The following is a 15,209-nucleotide window of genomic DNA, read 5'->3' on the forward strand; positions in this document are numbered from 1 at the left end:
CTGGCTGATCAAAAAGGCTTGTCGAAGGTGATTTTCGGCTCTTTCCACGGGCCTTTGACGGTGTATTTGACGCTGGCGAACCGCGCTACGCGATCACCGATCAGTTTGTCGATCAGGAACAGCGCCCCGCCGACCGCCGGTGCACCGACAATCAACGCGGCAATCGGCAGGTTGTTGGTCACCGGCAAGGTCACCAGCAACCGGGCATCGACCTGATCGCCGACCAGATCCAGCGTGCCGTTGAGCTCAAGATTGCTCGACGGCCCGGTCAATTTGATCGGCTCCTGCGTCACGTAGACACCGTTGTTCGCCACCAGTAATCCCTTGACCCGGTCATAGCTCAAACCTTTGCCGAACAGGTCGGAGAAATCGAGGCGCAGACGCCGGCCGATGGAGTTGAAGTTGAGCAGACCGAACACTCGCAGCGCCTGAGCACCGCCCTCGACTTCGACGAACTGCCCCTTGTTCAGCGACGCATCGAGCGTGCCGGAGAAGCGCTTGGTCGCCAGCCACGCCGGTGAACCCGGCCAGCGGCCGTCGACATCCATGTGGAACTCTTCGCTGGTCACGCTCGGCGCAAAGCCCCAGCCCTTGAGCACGTCGGCGAGATTCTTGCCGCCAATCCGGCCCTTGTACCAACTGCTGGTGGCACCGGGCGTCCCCTCCCAGCCACCGCTGCCCTGCAACAGAATGCCCTTGAGACCCAGATCGAGGTTGTTCAGGGCGATACCCTTGGCGGTCGGACGGACTTTCAGCGACCAGCCACCGACCAGGTCCTGGCCCTGGAACAGCTGATTGATGGTGATGTCCAGCGCCGGGATCTTGGTTGGATCGACCGAGGCCAGTGGGTCAGGGGCGTTATCGTCGGCCTGCACCGTCGGGTCCGGTGCCGGCAAACGCACGTATTGAAGGTTCACCACAATCGGTGCGGCCTTAGCGTCGGGAATGCCGACCGTGCCTTTGGCCTGCTGACTGTCGAGGGCCAGCGCCCAGGCGCCGGGCTTGCGATCCAGTTGCACCGCCGCCTGATCCAGCGTGGTGCCGAAGGCGGTGAGTTTGCCGATCTTGAAATCTGCGCTGCTGAGCAGTTGCTTGGCGCTGCCGCCCGGATCCTGACCGGCGTACTTGTCCACCAGATCCTGCCAGGGTTTGACGTCCAGCTCGGACAACACACCGCGTATCCGCAGGCCTTTGTTTCCCGGCAACACGGCCTCACCGGTACCGAGGAACAGCTCGCCACGGCCATCGGCGAAATTGCTAGGTGGCGCGGCGAAGGTGAAGTTGGCCAGTTGATCGTAATTGACCCAGTAACGCCGCTCCTGACCTTGCAGCGTCATGCGGAACACCGTGTCACGCCCGACATCGGCGGTCATGCCGAACGGCGCGGGCAGATTCACCGCCACACCCTTCAGGTTGGAGCTGACCATCAATTGGCTGTCAGCACCGTCCAGGTTCACTTGCAGTTGATAGGGAATCGTCCCGGACACCGGCAACGGCTGAGTCACGCCGAGCCAGTCGGTGAGTTTCTTGACTTCGACCTGCCCCGACGCCGCTACCCGGGTCTTGAGCTTGCCGGGGCCGCCATCGGCGAAGATCTGCGCGGTGACCGGTTTGTCGAAGGCCCGGGCACTGATGTTCTGCCCGCTCAGACCCTTGGCGCTGTCGAAGCGGAAGTCACCCTTGAGCTGGCTCAACTCCAGTTTCGGCTCAGCCAGTTTCAGTCGCGCATTGGCAGTCTTGAAGTCCACGAGGATCTTCGGCTGATCGCCCTTGGCCAACGGCACATCCAGTTTGAGTTTGCCTTGCAGGTCGCCCTCGCCTTCCCAGCCGGCGAAGGTGTCGGCGGTGCCGATCGGCGCCTCCTGGAGAATTTTCAAGCCGTCGCCCAGTCCGCCGGCAAACCCGCCGTCGAGGTACATATGGCTGTGCTCGCCGCTCGGTACATGGGGGATATTGACGAAGACGTCGTTGACCTGAGTGTCGAGCAACTGGCCTTTGCTGGCGACGATCCGCACACCGCTGTCCTCGATGAACACATCACCGCTGACCTTGCTCACGTGCGGCCAGCCAGGCTGGAATGCGAGTTCGGCATCGTGCACCTTGAAAAACAGGCTGATGCTGCGATCCGCATCTGCGGCGCCTTTGTTCAGGGAACCCTGATACTGGAAGAACCCCTGATCCACCGCGCCTTTGAGAATCGCGGTACGCAGCCATTCGTCCAGAGACGGGCTCAGTACCTCGGGCAAGTACTTGGCGGTGTAGCGACCGTCGCCGTCCACCAGCCCGACCCGCAGGTCCATGTAGTCTTCCTGGGTGTGGTCGAAGTGCAGGCGGATCAGGAAGTCGCCGGCAATCTTGCCTTCCTCGCCGAGCACCTTCAGGTACGGTGCGATCAGCGTGAAACCTTCGCTATCGAGCTTCCAGGTCAGTCGGGCATTGGCCTGGATGTATTGCCATGGCTTGGCAAAAATCGGATCGAGGTGCAGGACAAAGTCCTTGCTGTCCATGCGCAACTCACCGCCGCCGAGGTTGCCGGTCAGGCTGCCGCTGACATTCCGCGCGGCCGGCGCACCGTGATAGGCGTCGAAGCCGACCTGATCGAGGTTGGCGGCGAAACTGAATTTGCTGTCGTCGGTGGCGTTGGGCCGGAAATCCAGCAGCACATTGCGCAAGCCACCGGTCACTTTCAGATGCTCGACCACGGTGGCAAAGCCTTGCGGCAGCGGGCCCAATGCATTGAGCAACGGAGTGATCGGCGTCAGATCGAGGCGATCGGCCTGCAGATGCCAGAGCTCATCGACCTTGTCGGTGGCGGCGGTCTGCTTGACCTGAACACGGGACTCCCAGCGGGTCTCGCCAAAATTCATCGCCAGCGAATCGAGGGTGACGGTCGCGCCCTCGGCACTGCGCTGGAAGTAACCGTTGAGCGCCAGATTGTTGATCTGGATCGGCTTGCGCTCGGCGTAGGCACCGGTCAATTGCGGAGCGTTGAGGCGAATGGCGGCGCTTTGCAACGCGCCCTCGCTCCAGTTGACCCACAACTCGCCGCCGGCCTTGATCTCGGAGAAATTCCACTGCTGGGTCAGGCGCTCGGGCAGCCATTTCGCCCAGTCGCTTTGCGGCAGGCTGACGTAGCCCTCGACCGCGCTGTCCTGCAACTGGCTGGCACGAATCCGCGTACGCAGGCTCAGTGCAACGGGTTGCCCGTCGGGCAAGGTCAGTCGCGCGTCGAGGCGCTGACGATTGAGACCGGTCTTGAGATTGAGGCCGACGTAAGTAAACGTCAGCGGCGCCTGGTCCCGCGGCTGCAAGGTCACCTGGCTGTCGAGCACCGACAATTGCTGGACCACTTGCATACGGTTGAACAGTTGCTCGGGATCCATGGGCTGATCCTGCTGCACCGGCAACCCTTCCAGCGCCCACTGGCCGTCTTCGCCTTCCTTGAGGCTGATCTTCAGACCATTGAGTTCAAGGTGCGCGATACGCACTTCGCGAGCCAGCAGACTGGCCCACAGATCCGGCACGGCACGCACCCGATCCAGGCGCAGCGCATTGGCACCGTCGCCGACCATCACGTCGTGGGCCAGCAGGATCGGCGCAAATCCGCTCCAGTTGCCTTCCAGCTCACCGATCTGCAACGGCATGCCCAAGGCTGCGCTGGCCTTGTCTTCGATGTCGGTACGGTATTCGGCCACCAGTGGCGTGAGTTCCCGGCCGAGGCTGACGTACAACGCCATCAACACCAGAACCAACGCGCACAGGCCCAGACCCCAACGGGTCAGTGCGGCCAGAATGCATGTCAGACGTTCCATGTCAGTTGGCTCCCATGGCAAAAATACTGCAAAAAGCTGAGGCCAGCCGTTTCAGGAAATAGGTGACGCAGGGGATCAGAGCAGCACCACGTCATATTGTTCCTGGGAATACATGGTTTCCACCTGGAAGCGTATGGTGCGCCCGATAAACCCTTCAAGCTCGGCGACGTTACCGGACTCTTCATCGAGCAGCCGGTCGACGACTTTCTGGTTCGCCAGCACACGATAACCCTCGGCCTGATAGGCCCGGGCCTCGCGCAGGATCTCGCGGAAAATCTCGTAGCAAATGGTTTCCGGCGTCTTCAGCTTGCCCCGCCCCTGACAACTGCTGCAAGGCTCGCACAGCACTTGCTCCAGACTTTCGCGGGTACGCTTGCGAGTCATCTGCACCAGACCCAGCTCGGTGATACCGATGATGTTGGTCTTGGCGTGATCGCGCTCCAGCTGTTTTTCCAGGGTACGCAGTACCTGGCGCTGGTGCTCTTCATCTTCCATGTCGATGAAGTCGATGATGATGATCCCGCCCAGATTGCGCAGGCGCATCTGCCGGGCAATCGCGGTGGCCGCTTCGAGGTTGGTCTTGAAGATGGTCTCTTCGAGGTTGCGATGCCCGACGAACGCACCGGTGTTGACGTCGATGGTGGTCATGGCTTCAGCCGGATCCACCACCAGATAACCGCCGGACTTCAGCGGCACCTTGCGTTCAAGGGCTTTCTGGATTTCGTCTTCGACGCCGTACAAGTCAAAAATCGGCCGCTCACCCGGATAGTGTTCCAGACGATCGGCGATTTCCGGCATCAGTTCGGCGACGAACTGCGTGGTTTTCTGGAAGGTTTCCCGGGAGTCGATGCGGATCTTCTCGATTTTCGGGCTGACCAGATCACGCAAGGTGCGCAATGCCAGACCGAGGTCTTCATAGATCACGCTCGGCGCGCCGATGGTCTTGATCTGTTCGCTGATCTGATCCCACAGGCGTCGCAGGTAGCGGATGTCCATCAGGATCTCATCGGCCCCGGCACCTTCGGCGGCGGTGCGCAGAATAAAACCACCGGCCTCCTTGATGCCTTCTTTGGCCACACAATCGCTGACCACCTGTTTCAGACGTTCGCGCTCGGCTTCATCTTCGATTTTCAGGGAAATGCCGACGTGGGCGGTGCGCGGCATGTACACCAGATAGCGCGACGGGATCGACAGTTGCGTGGTCAACCGCGCGCCCTTGGAACCGATCGGATCCTTGGTGACTTGCACCACCAGGCTCTGACCTTCATGCACCAGGGCACTGATGCTTTCCACTGCCGGGCCTTCGCGCAGGGAGATTTCCGAGGCGTGAATGAACGCCGCACGGTCCAGGCCGATGTCGACGAATGCCGCCTGCATGCCGGGCAGCACGCGTACGACCTTGCCTTTATAGATGTTGCCGACGATCCCGCGTTTTTGCGTGCGCTCGACATGCACTTCTTGCAGCACACCGTTTTCGACCACCGCCACGCGCGATTCCATCGGCGTGATGTTGATCAGAATCTCTTCACTCATGGCAGGGTCTCGTTCAGGCATGTTCACGATAATGGCCGCATCTTGTTCCGTTCGACGCTTACTGCGCACTCAGGTTTTGCCAACAGGGTATGCCGAAATGGCCGAGCAGTTCTGCGCTTTCGCACACCGGCAATCCCACGACAGCCGAATAACTGCCGTTGAGACCGGCGACAAACACTGCGCCCAGCCCCTGAATACCGTAACCGCCGACCTTGTCCCGAGGTTCGCCGCTGGCCCAGTAGGCGGCGGCTTCTACGCGACTGATCGCCCGGAACCGTACCAGACTGCGTACCACTTGCGACTCGCAGCGCTCACCATCGAGCACGGCGATGGCGGTCAGGACTTCGTGCTCCTTGCCGGACAACATCATCAGCATGGCGCATGCATCGGCTTCGTCCACCGGTTTGCCGAGAATTTTGCCGTCCAGCACCACGGCAGTGTCGGCGCCCAGCACGCAAAATGGCGTGTCGCAGACGACAGAGCACCGCCCAGCCTCGGCCTTGCCGCGCGCCAGGCGCTCGACATAGGCCGTTGGGGATTCATTGGCTAAAGGGGTTTCATCGATGTCCGCACTGATGGCGGTGAACGGAACGCCGATCTGCGTGAGCAGCTCACGCCGACGCGGCGATCCAGAGGCGAGGTAAAGCGACTTCATCCAAACATCTCCCTGTTGAGTGCCCTGCCTCATGGCACCGGTACGGGCCCATGCCTGACCGAATCAGTTGATTTTGTAGCGTCGGCGCAATCCACGCAAAGCGAAGCTGACCCACGGCCAGAGCAAGGCGCTGACCAGTGCCGGCAGCACCAGCGCCAGGGTCGGCTGGCGATTGCCGGTCAGGGCACTGAGCCACAATTGCACAAGCTGCGCGAGACCGAAGATCACCAGGATGACCAGGCACTGCTGCCACATCGGGAACATCCGCAGGCGTTGCTGCAACGACAGCACCAGGAACGTGATCAGCGTCAGGATCAACGCGTTCTGTCCCAGCAGCGTGCCGTACAGCACGTCTTCAGCAAGCCCGAGGCAAAATGCGGTGACCATGCCGACCTTCTGCGGCAGGGCCAAGGCCCAGAATGCCAGGAGCAGGGCCAGCCAGAGCGGGCGCAGGATTTCCATGAATTGCGGCAGCGGCGACACGCTGAGCAGCATGCCGATCAGAAACGTCAGCCAGACGATCCAGCCGTTTCGGGAGGCTTTGACACCGACCATTATTCTCGTCCCCCAGTGGTAGCCGGCGCAGTGACAGGCGGTTTGGCGGCCGGCCGTGCGCTGGCAGGCTGAGCGGCTGGCGGCTTGCTGGCTGCCGGCGTCGCTGCGGGTGGTTTGGCCGGCGTCGCTGGCGGTTTGCTCGCGGCGGGTTTGGCTGGCGTAGCAGCAGCGGGTGCAGCAGGTGTGCTGGCCGCAGCAGGTGCTTGAGCCTGAGCCGGTGTATTCACCGTTTTCGGCACAGTGGCTGGAATGATCGGGCCACCACCAAACGCATCAAGGTTTTCCTGAGCCTGCGCCGCATCGTTGGCACGCTCTTCAGCTGTACGGTTGTCGCTGAACACCAGCAACAGGTAGCGGCTGCGGTTCAGCGCAGCCGTCGGTACGGCGCGGACAATGGCGAATGGCTGGCCGGAATCGTGGATCACTTCCTTGACCGTCGCCACCGGGTAGCCGGCCGGGAAGCGCTGGCCCAGGCCGGAGCTGACCAGCAGATCGCCTTCTTTGACATCGGCCGTATCGGCCACATGGCGCAGTTCCAGACGCTCAGGGTTACCGGTGCCGCTGGCAATCGCCCGCAGACCGTTACGGTTCACCTGCACAGGAATGCTGTGGGTCGAGTCGGTCAGCAGCAAGACACGGGAGGTGTACGGCATCAGTTCGACCACCTGCCCCATCAGGCCGCGTGCATCAAGCACCGGCTGACCGAGCACCACGCCGTCGCGCTCACCTTTATTGATGATGATGCGATGAGTGAAGGGGTTCGGGTCCATGCCGATCAGCTCGGCCACTTCGACCTTCTCGTTGACCAGCGCGGAGGAATTGAGCAACTCGCGCAGACGGACGTTCTGCTCGGTGAGGGCGGCAAGCTTTTGCATGCGGCCCTGCAACAGCAGGTTCTCGGTCTTGAGTTTTTCGTTTTCGGCGACCAGCTCAGTGCGGCTGCCGAACTGACTGGCGACACCTTCCCACAGCCTGCCGGGCAGGTCAGTGATCCAGTAAGCATCCATCAGCACCAGCGACATCTGGCTGCGGGCAGGCTTGAGCAGGCTGAAACGGGCATCGACCACCATCAGCGCGACCGACAGCACGGCCAGCACCAACAAGCGCACGCCCAGTGAGGGGCCCTTGGCGAAAAGCGGTTTAATAGGCCGCTCCTCCCAGGCAAATGTTCTGTTTATTCATACGGCATCAAACCGGCCTGGATGAAGACTGACAGAAGATAAACGCCAACAGGCAGCACTGCAAAGTGCTGCCTGCGCGCTCACCCATGTAATGCAATCCGCGACTTATTCGCTGGAGAGCAGGTCCATGGTGTGCTTGTCCATCATTTCCAATGCACGGCCACCGCCGCGAGCAACACAGGTCAGCGGGTCTTCGGCAACGATCACCGGCAGACCGGTTTCCTGGGCCAGCAACTTGTCGAGGTCACGCAGCAGCGCGCCACCACCGGTCAGCACCAGGCCACGCTCGGCGATGTCGGAAGCCAGTTCCGGCGGCGATTGCTCCAGGGCGCTTTTCACGGCCTGAACGATAGTTGCCAGGGACTCTTGCAGAGCTTCCAGCACTTCATTGGAGTTCAGGGTGAATGCGCGTGGAACGCCTTCGGCCAGGTTGCGACCGCGAACGTCGACTTCGCGAACTTCGCCGCCCGGGTAGGCCGTACCGATTTCCTGCTTGATGCGCTCGGCGGTGGATTCGCCGATCAGGCTGCCGTAGTTGCGACGCACGTAAGTGATGATCGCTTCGTCGAAGCGGTCGCCGCCAACGCGGACGGATTCGGCGTAGACCACACCGTTCAGGGAGATCAGCGCGATTTCGGTAGTACCACCACCGATATCCACGACCATCGAGCCGCGTGCTTCTTCAACCGGCAGGCCGGCACCGATCGCAGCAGCCATCGGCTCTTCGATCAGGAACACTTCACGCGCACCGGCACCAAGGGCCGATTCACGGATGGCACGACGCTCAACCTGGGTGGACTTGCATGGAACGCAGATCAGCACACGAGGGCTAGGCTGCAGGAAGCTGTTTTCGTGAACCTTGTTGATAAAGTATTGCAGCATCTTTTCGCAGACGCTGAAGTCGGCAATGACGCCGTCCTTCATCGGACGAATGGCAGCAATGTTGCCCGGCGTACGGCCGAGCATGCGCTTGGCCTCGGTGCCGACAGCAACGACACTTTTCTGGTTACCGTGTGTCCGAATGGCCACAACCGATGGCTCATTCAGGACGATACCGCGCTCGCGCACGTAAATAAGGGTGTTGGCAGTGCCCAGGTCAATGGAAAGATCGCTGGAAAACATGCCACGCAGTTTCTTGAACATGGGAAAGGGACCCTAGGCAACGCGTGGGTAAAAAAGTGCGGCAAACTCTAACAACGACAGGGATTTTGGGCAAGGCGCCAATATGTTAAATTGGCCGCTTTTCTGTGCACCAAGCCCCACAATCGCGGCCTTATGACCGTAGAAGTGCGGTAGTGTTCCGACAATCTAACACACGGACGCCGTCCGTCCTGTTTTCCACTGGAGAAACCCGATGGCGCTAGAACGCTCCGACGTGGAAAAAATCGCTCATCTGGCCAGCCTTGGCCTTAATGATGCCGATCTTCCACAAATCACTTCGGCCCTCAACAGCATTCTCGGGCTGGTCGACGAAATGCAGGCGGTCAATACCGATGGTATCGAGCCGCTGGCCCACCCGCTGGAAGCCAGTCAGCGCCTGCGCGCCGACGTCGTGACCGAGACGAATAACCGCGAGGCCTATCAGTCCATCGCACCAGCGGTCGAAAACGGCCTGTATCTGGTTCCGAAAGTCATCGACTAAAGGGAAAGAGCCTGCAATGCATCAAATGACTCTGGCCGAGATCGCCCGCGGTCTCGCCGATAAAAAGTTTTCTTCCGAAGAGCTGACCAAAGTCCTGCTGGCGCGCATTACCCAGCTCGACCCGCAGCTCAACAGTTTCATCAGCCTCACCGAAGAGCTGGCCCTCGAGCAGGCGAAAGCCGCCGACGTGCGCCGGGCCAACGGTGAGAGCGGCGCGCTGCTTGGTGCGCCGATCGCCCACAAAGACCTGTTCTGCACCCAAGGCATCCGCACCAGCTGCGGCTCGAAGATGCTCGACAACTTCAAGGCTCCGTACGACGCCACCGTGGTTGCCAAACTGGCCGCCGCCGGCACCGTGACTCTGGGCAAGACCAACATGGACGAATTCGCCATGGGTTCGGCCAACGAGTCGAGCTGGTACGGCGCGGTGAAAAACCCGTGGAACCTGGAACACGTACCGGGCGGTTCGTCCGGTGGTTCGGCGGCGGCCGTTGCCGCTCGTCTGTTGCCGGCGGCTACCGCGACCGACACCGGCGGCTCGATTCGCCAACCGGCCGCGTTCACCAACCTCACCGGCCTGAAACCGACCTACGGTCGTGTTTCGCGCTGGGGCATGATCGCTTACGCCTCCAGCCTCGATCAGGGCGGCCCGTTGGCTCGCACCGCCGAAGACTGCGCGATTTTGTTGCAAGGCATGGCTGGCTTCGATCCGAACGACTCCACCAGCATCGATGAGCCGGTGCCGGACTACGCCGCCGGTCTGAATGGCTCGCTGCAAGGCCTGCGCATCGGCGTGCCGAAGGAATACTTCGGTGCCGGTCTCGACCCGCGCATTGCCGATCTGATCCAGAACAGCATCAAAGAGCTGCAGAAGCTCGGTGCCGTGATCAAGGAAATCAGCCTGCCGAACATGCAGCACGCGATTCCTGCGTACTACGTGATCGCACCGGCGGAAGCCTCGTCCAACCTGTCGCGTTTCGACGGCGTGCGCTTCGGCCACCGCTGCGCAGACCCGAAGAACCTGGAAGACCTGTACAAACGCTCCCGCGGCGAAGGCTTTGGTGCCGAAGTGCAGCGCCGGATCATGGTCGGTGCCTACGCGCTGTCCGCCGGTTACTACGACGCCTACTACCTGAAAGCGCAGAAGATCCGTCGCCTGGTGAAGAACGACTTCATGACGGCCTTTAATGAAGTCGACATCATCCTCGGCCCGACCACGCCAAACCCGGCCTGGAAACTCGGCGCCAAGAACAGCGACCCGGTCGCTGCCTATCTGGAAGACGTCTACACCATCACCGCCAACCTCGCGGGCCTGCCGGGCCTGTCGATGCCGGCCGGTTTCGTCGACGGCCTGCCGGTCGGCGTGCAACTGCTCGCTCCGTATTTCCAGGAAGGTCGCCTGTTGAACGTTGCCCACCAGTATCAGTTGAACACTGACTGGCACACCCGCACCCCAACCGGCTTCTGAGGAGACACACATGCAATGGGAAGTCGTGATCGGGCTGGAGATTCACACCCAGCTCACCACCCGGTCGAAAATCTTTTCCGGTAGTTCCACCACATTCGGTTCCGAGCCGAACACCCAGGCCAGCCTGATCGACCTGGGCATGCCCGGCGTGCTGCCGGTGCTCAACCAGGAAGCCGTGCGCATGGCGGTGATGTTCGGTCTGGCGATTGACGCCGAGATCGGTCAGCACAACGTGTTCGCCCGCAAGAACTACTTCTACCCGGACCTGCCGAAGGGCTACCAGATCAGCCAGATGGAATTGCCGATCGTCGGCAAGGGCCACCTGGACATCGCCCTGGAAGACGGCACGGTCAAACGCGTCGGCATCACTCGCGCGCACCTGGAAGAAGACGCCGGCAAGAGCCTGCACGAAGAATTCAGCGGTGCCACCGGCATCGACCTGAACCGTGCCGGCACGCCGCTGCTGGAAATCGTGTCCGAGCCTGACATGCGCAGCGCCAAGGAAGCCGTGGCCTACGTCAAGGCGATCCACGCGCTGGTGCGCTACCTGGGCATCTGCGACGGCAACATGGCCGAAGGCTCGCTGCGTTGCGACTGCAACGTGTCGATCCGTCCGAAAGGCCAGGTTGAATTCGGCACGCGCTGCGAGATCAAGAACGTCAACTCGTTCCGTTTCATCGAGAAGGCAATCAACTCCGAGATCCAGCGTCAGATCGACCTGATCGAAGACGGCGGCAAAGTGATCCAGCAGACTCGTCTGTACGATCCGAACAAGGACGAAACCCGTCCGATGCGCAGCAAGGAGGAAGCCAACGACTACCGTTACTTCCCCGATCCGGACCTGCTGCCGGTGGTCATCGAGGACTCGTTCCTCAACGACGTGCGCGGCACCCTGCCGGAACTGCCACCGCAAAAACGCGAGCGCTTCCAGAGTGCGTTCGGTCTGTCAGCCTACGACGCCAACGTGCTGGCCACCAGCCGTGAGCAGGCGGACTACTTCGAGAAGGTCGCAAGCATCGGCGACGACGCCAAACTGGCGGCGAACTGGGTGATGGTCGAGTTGGGCAGCCTGCTCAACAAGCAGAACCTGGATATCGAGGATTCGCCGGTTTCGGCCGAGCAACTGGGCGGCATGTTGCAGCGCATCAAGGACAACACCATCTCCGGCAAGATCGCCAAAGTGGTGTTCGAAGCGATGGCCAACGGCGAAGGCAGCGCGGACGAGATCATCGAAAAGCGCGGCCTGAAGCAGGTCACCGACACTGGCGCGATCTCGGCAGTGCTGGACGAAATGCTCGCGGCCAACGCCGAGCAGGTCGAGCAATACCGTGCGGCAGACGAAGCCAAGCGCGGCAAGATGTTCGGCTTCTTCGTCGGTCAGGCCATGAAAGCCTCCAAAGGCAAGGCCAACCCGCAGCAAGTGAACGAACTGCTGAAAAGCAAGCTCGAAGGCTGATGAAAATGGGGCCAGTTCCAACGCCTGGCTCCATTCCCTGTGGGAGCCGGCAGGCTGGCTCCCACATCTGTTTTCGGGAAACCTTTGAATGAAGCGTCTACTCATCAGCTGCGCCCTGCTCTCTCTGCTGGCCGGTTGCGCCAGCACCGACACCATCGACCCGCACGGTTACGACCAGACCGGCGTCGCCTCCTATTACGGAGCCAAACACCACGGTAAACGCACCGCCAGCGGCGAAGCGTTCAACCAGAATTCCCTGACCGCCGCCCATCGCCAGTTGCCATTCGGCACGCGGGTGAAGGTCACCAACCTGAAAAACGACAAATCCTGCGTGGTGCGCATCAATGACCGCGGGCCGCACACCCGTGGGCGCATCATCGATGTTTCACGCGAAGCCGCCGAACGTCTCGGCATGATTGGCAGCGGCACGGCACGGGTTCGCGTGCAGGCCCTCGACGACTGATGGAGCGCCCGCCATTTTCGGACTGACCGATTTACCGCTAATCAACGTGATCGAACTGCTCTGTGGGCTGTTCCTGCTGATCGCCGGTGCCGAACTGATGGTGCGCGCCGCCGTGCGCCTGGCTGCGCGCCTGCATGTGCGGCCGCTGATCATCGGCCTGACCATCGTCGCCCTCGGCAGCAGCGCCCCGCAAATGGCGGTCAGCCTGCAAGCGACCCTGACGCACAACCCCGATATCGCCGTCGGCAGCGTGATCGGCAGCAGCATTTTCAACATCCTCGTGACCCTCGGCCTGTCGGCGCTGATCATTCCGCTGCGGGTCTCGCGGCAACTGGTGCGTCTGGACATCCCGCTGATGATCGGCGCCAGCCTGCTGGTGTTCGTACTGGCCTGGAATGAGGAGATCGGCCGTTTCGACGGTGTTCTGCTGTTGAGCGCGTTGGGGCTGTATCTCGGCTTGCTGCTGCGCCAGTCGCGCCACTCGGCCCGGCCGCATTCCGATCATCCTCAGACTCAGCCGGCTCCCTGGTTCACCAGCCTGCTGATGATCGTCGCCGGTCTGGCCATGCTGGTGTTCGCCGGGCATTTGCTGCTGGGCGCCGCGGTAGCGGTGGCCACCGATCTCGGGTTCTCCGAGCGCGTCATCGGCCTGACCGTGGTCGCGGTCGGCACCTCGCTGCCGGAACTCGCCACTTCGTTGATCGCCGCGTTGCGCGGTCAGCGGGACATTGCCGTGGGCAACGTGATCGGCGCCAACCTGTTCAACCTGCTCGGGGTCCTCGGCATCACCGCGCTGATCGCACCAACGCCACTCTCCGTGTCGCCGAATGCACTGGATTTCGACCTGCCGGTGATGCTCGGCGTCGCCGCGCTGTGCCTGCCGGTGTTCTATTCCGGCTACCGCGTGACTCGGGCCGAAGGCTTGTTGCTGCTCGGTTTGTACCTGGCGTACGGACTGCACGTGGTGTCGTTCACCACCGGCATGCCGCTGGCCGGCAAGCTCGAACGGTTGATGCTGTTTTATGTCCTGCCGACGCTGCTGACGTTTCTGTTTATCACGTCGGTGCGCGCCTGGCGCCGCCAACACCACAAGAGGGATGTGCCATGACCGAATCGAAGAAATCCGGGGTCGAAATCCGCCGCCAGGTAATGGGCGATGCATTTGTCGACCGCGCGCTGGGCAACGCCACTGAATTCACCCAACCGTTGCAGGATTTCGTCAACGAACACGCCTGGGGCGGCGTGTGGAATCGCGAAGGTTTGCCGCTGAAAACCCGCAGCCTGATCACCCTCGCCGCGCTGACCGCGTTGAAGTGCCCGCAAGAGTTGAAGGGCCACGTGCGCGGTGCGTTGAACAATGGCTGCACGGTCGATGAGATCCGTGAAGCGCTGCTGCATTGCGCGGTGTATGCCGGCGTGCCGGCGGCGATCGATGCGTTTCGTGCGGCGCAGGAAGTGATCGACAGTTACCAGAAGCCTGAGTAACCGCCAGTCCTCAGATCCACCCGCCCCACTGCAAGAAGAAGATCCCGACGTTGGTGGTGATCGCCGCCATCAACGTGGTCAACACGATGATCGCCGCCGCCAGTTCATGATTGCCCTGGGCTGCACGGGCCATGACAAAACTCGCGGCCGCCGTCGGGCTGCCGAAGTACAGAAACAGAATCCCCAGTTCCGCCCCACGAAAGCCCCACAGCCACGCACCCAACGTCGCGAGCACCGGCAGGCCGATCATCTTCACCAGACTGGAACTCAGCGCCAGGCTGCCGCTCTTGCGCAACGCCGCCAGCGACAGCGTGCCGCCGATGCAGATCAGCGCTAGCGGCAATGTGGTTTGCGCCAGATATTGGCCCGACGTTTCCAGCCATCCCGGCAACCCGATCTTGAACCAGGCAAACGGCGCCGCCGCGATCACGCTGATGATCAGCGGATTGCTGATGACGCTTTTGCAGATGCTCCACGGATCGGACTTGATCACCGGGCTGTAGACCGCCAGCACAATGGTCGACAGAGTGTTGTAGAAGAGGATCACCAGCGCCGCGAGAATCGCCCCGAGGGAAATCCCGTAGTCGCCGTACATGCTCGCCGCCAGCGCCAGACCGATCACCCCGTTGTTGCCACGAAACGCACCTTGAGTGTAGATACCGCGATCCTCACGCGGGCAGCGGAAAATCGCCCAGCCCCAGGCCAGGGCAAAACTGGCCAGCGTGGCAAGGGCAAAGTAGATCAGCAGCGCCGGTTGCAGCGCGGCGTGCAGGTCGGCATGCAGGATGCCGAGAAACAACAGCGCCGGCATGGTGACGTTGAACACCAGCGACGACGCTGTGTGGATGAAGTTGTCGTTGATCCAGTCGATGCGCTTGAGCAACACCCCCAGAAACAGCATGGCAAACACCGGCGCGGTGATGTTCAGGGTTTCGAGGAAGATTGCCAGCATGCCGGGG

The 15,209-nt window shown here is 61.6% G+C and carries 13 protein-coding genes; 6 read left to right on the plus strand and 7 right to left on the minus strand.

What is annotated here, in order from left to right; genetic code table 11:
- Nucleotides 1–8: 8 nt before the first annotated feature.
- The 6 genes from AC07N4_RS10505 to mreB form a co-directional block, all read right to left on the minus strand.
- Nucleotides 9–3,812 carry a YhdP family protein gene (locus tag AC07N4_RS10505; RefSeq protein WP_493065277.1) on the minus strand — a complete coding sequence of 1,268 codons (3,804 nt, stop codon included), beginning with the start codon at nt 3,810–3,812 and terminating at the stop codon, nt 9–11.
- A 75-nt stretch (nt 3,813–3,887) separates the two neighbouring features.
- Nucleotides 3,888–5,345: a ribonuclease G gene (gene rng, locus AC07N4_RS10510; protein ID WP_096818937.1), complete on the minus strand. Its 1,458-nt coding sequence runs from the start codon at nt 5,343–5,345 to the stop codon at nt 3,888–3,890.
- Between the two features lie 58 nt (nt 5,346–5,403).
- Complete coding sequence (locus AC07N4_RS10515) at nt 5,404–6,000, minus strand: Maf family protein (RefSeq protein ID WP_493065276.1); 597 nt, start codon at nt 5,998–6,000, stop codon at nt 5,404–5,406.
- Nucleotides 6,001–6,063: 63 nt separating this feature from the next.
- Nucleotides 6,064–6,555, minus strand: a complete 492-nt coding sequence (gene mreD, locus AC07N4_RS10520) for a rod shape-determining protein MreD (protein ID WP_085711798.1) — start codon at nt 6,553–6,555, stop codon at nt 6,064–6,066.
- Nucleotides 6,555–7,700, minus strand: coding sequence for a rod shape-determining protein MreC (mreC, locus tag AC07N4_RS10525; protein WP_096818934.1), 1,146 nt, complete (start codon nt 7,698–7,700; stop codon nt 6,555–6,557). Before mreC ends, mreD begins: the two co-directional genes overlap by 1 nt.
- Nucleotides 7,701–7,841: 141 nt before the next feature.
- Nucleotides 7,842–8,879 (minus strand): rod shape-determining protein MreB, encoded by a 1,038-nt coding sequence (gene mreB / locus AC07N4_RS10530; RefSeq protein WP_002555108.1) that lies wholly within the window; start codon nt 8,877–8,879, stop codon nt 7,842–7,844.
- 211 nt (nt 8,880–9,090) lie between these two features.
- Here mreB and gatC point away from each other — a divergent pair, with 211 nt between their 5' ends.
- The 6 genes from gatC (at nt 9,091) to AC07N4_RS10560 (ending at nt 14,250) form a co-directional block, all read left to right on the plus strand.
- Nucleotides 9,091–9,378 (plus strand): Asp-tRNA(Asn)/Glu-tRNA(Gln) amidotransferase subunit GatC, encoded by a 288-nt coding sequence (gene gatC, locus AC07N4_RS10535; RefSeq protein WP_096818932.1) that lies wholly within the window; start codon nt 9,091–9,093, stop codon nt 9,376–9,378.
- Between the two features lie 16 nt (nt 9,379–9,394).
- Nucleotides 9,395–10,846 carry an Asp-tRNA(Asn)/Glu-tRNA(Gln) amidotransferase subunit GatA gene (gene gatA, locus AC07N4_RS10540; RefSeq protein WP_273537988.1) on the plus strand — a complete coding sequence of 484 codons (1,452 nt, stop codon included), beginning with the start codon at nt 9,395–9,397 and terminating at the stop codon, nt 10,844–10,846.
- Nucleotides 10,847–10,856: 10 nt separating this feature from the next.
- Entirely contained in the window at nt 10,857–12,302 is a 1,446-nt protein-coding gene (gatB, locus tag AC07N4_RS10545; RefSeq protein WP_493065275.1) for an Asp-tRNA(Asn)/Glu-tRNA(Gln) amidotransferase subunit GatB, read from the plus strand.
- 88 nt (nt 12,303–12,390) lie between these two features.
- The gene (locus AC07N4_RS10550; RefSeq protein ID WP_493065274.1) at nt 12,391–12,765 is read left to right on the plus strand and encodes a septal ring lytic transglycosylase RlpA family protein; all 375 of its coding nucleotides are present in this window, start codon (nt 12,391–12,393) and stop codon (nt 12,763–12,765) included.
- Nucleotides 12,766–12,811: 46 nt separating this feature from the next.
- Nucleotides 12,812–13,873 carry a calcium/sodium antiporter gene (locus AC07N4_RS10555; RefSeq protein ID WP_096818926.1) on the plus strand — a complete coding sequence of 354 codons (1,062 nt, stop codon included), beginning with the start codon at nt 12,812–12,814 and terminating at the stop codon, nt 13,871–13,873.
- A complete protein-coding gene (locus tag AC07N4_RS10560; RefSeq protein ID WP_085685699.1) occupies nt 13,870–14,250 on the plus strand; it encodes a carboxymuconolactone decarboxylase family protein in 381 nt (126 codons plus the stop codon). Before AC07N4_RS10555 ends, AC07N4_RS10560 begins: the two co-directional genes overlap by 4 nt.
- 10 nt (nt 14,251–14,260) lie before the next feature.
- Here AC07N4_RS10560 and AC07N4_RS10565 read toward each other — a convergent pair whose 3' ends face one another.
- Entirely contained in the window at nt 14,261–15,202 is a 942-nt protein-coding gene (locus tag AC07N4_RS10565; RefSeq protein WP_096818922.1) for an AEC family transporter, read from the minus strand.
- Between the last annotated feature and the right edge of the window lie 7 nt (nt 15,203–15,209).

It is taken from the genome of Pseudomonas sp. GW821-FHT09E04 (genome assembly GCF_059416185.1).

Excerpts from the sequence above, each read along its gene's own strand:
- gatA (WP_273537988.1), top strand. The coding sequence starts at position 9,395 with ATGCATCAAATGACTCTGGCCGAGATCGCCCGCGGTCTCGCCGATAAA.
- gatC (WP_096818932.1), top strand. The coding sequence starts at position 9,091 with ATGGCGCTAGAACGCTCCGACGTGGAAAAAATCGCTCATCTGGCCAGC.
- AC07N4_RS10565 (WP_096818922.1), bottom strand. The coding sequence starts at position 15,202 with ATGCTGGCAATCTTCCTCGAAACCCTGAACATCACCGCGCCGGTGTTT.
- AC07N4_RS10560 (WP_085685699.1), top strand. The coding sequence starts at position 13,870 with ATGACCGAATCGAAGAAATCCGGGGTCGAAATCCGCCGCCAGGTAATG.
- AC07N4_RS10550 (WP_493065274.1), top strand. The coding sequence starts at position 12,391 with ATGAAGCGTCTACTCATCAGCTGCGCCCTGCTCTCTCTGCTGGCCGGT.
- gatB (WP_493065275.1), top strand. The coding sequence starts at position 10,857 with ATGCAATGGGAAGTCGTGATCGGGCTGGAGATTCACACCCAGCTCACC.
- mreD (WP_085711798.1), bottom strand. The coding sequence starts at position 6,555 with ATGGTCGGTGTCAAAGCCTCCCGAAACGGCTGGATCGTCTGGCTGACG.
- AC07N4_RS10515 (WP_493065276.1), bottom strand. The coding sequence starts at position 6,000 with ATGAAGTCGCTTTACCTCGCCTCTGGATCGCCGCGTCGGCGTGAGCTG.
- mreB (WP_002555108.1), bottom strand. The coding sequence starts at position 8,879 with ATGTTCAAGAAACTGCGTGGCATGTTTTCCAGCGATCTTTCCATTGAC.
- rng (WP_096818937.1), bottom strand. The coding sequence starts at position 5,345 with ATGAGTGAAGAGATTCTGATCAACATCACGCCGATGGAATCGCGCGTG.
- AC07N4_RS10505 (WP_493065277.1), bottom strand. The coding sequence starts at position 3,812 with ATGGAACGTCTGACATGCATTCTGGCCGCACTGACCCGTTGGGGTCTG.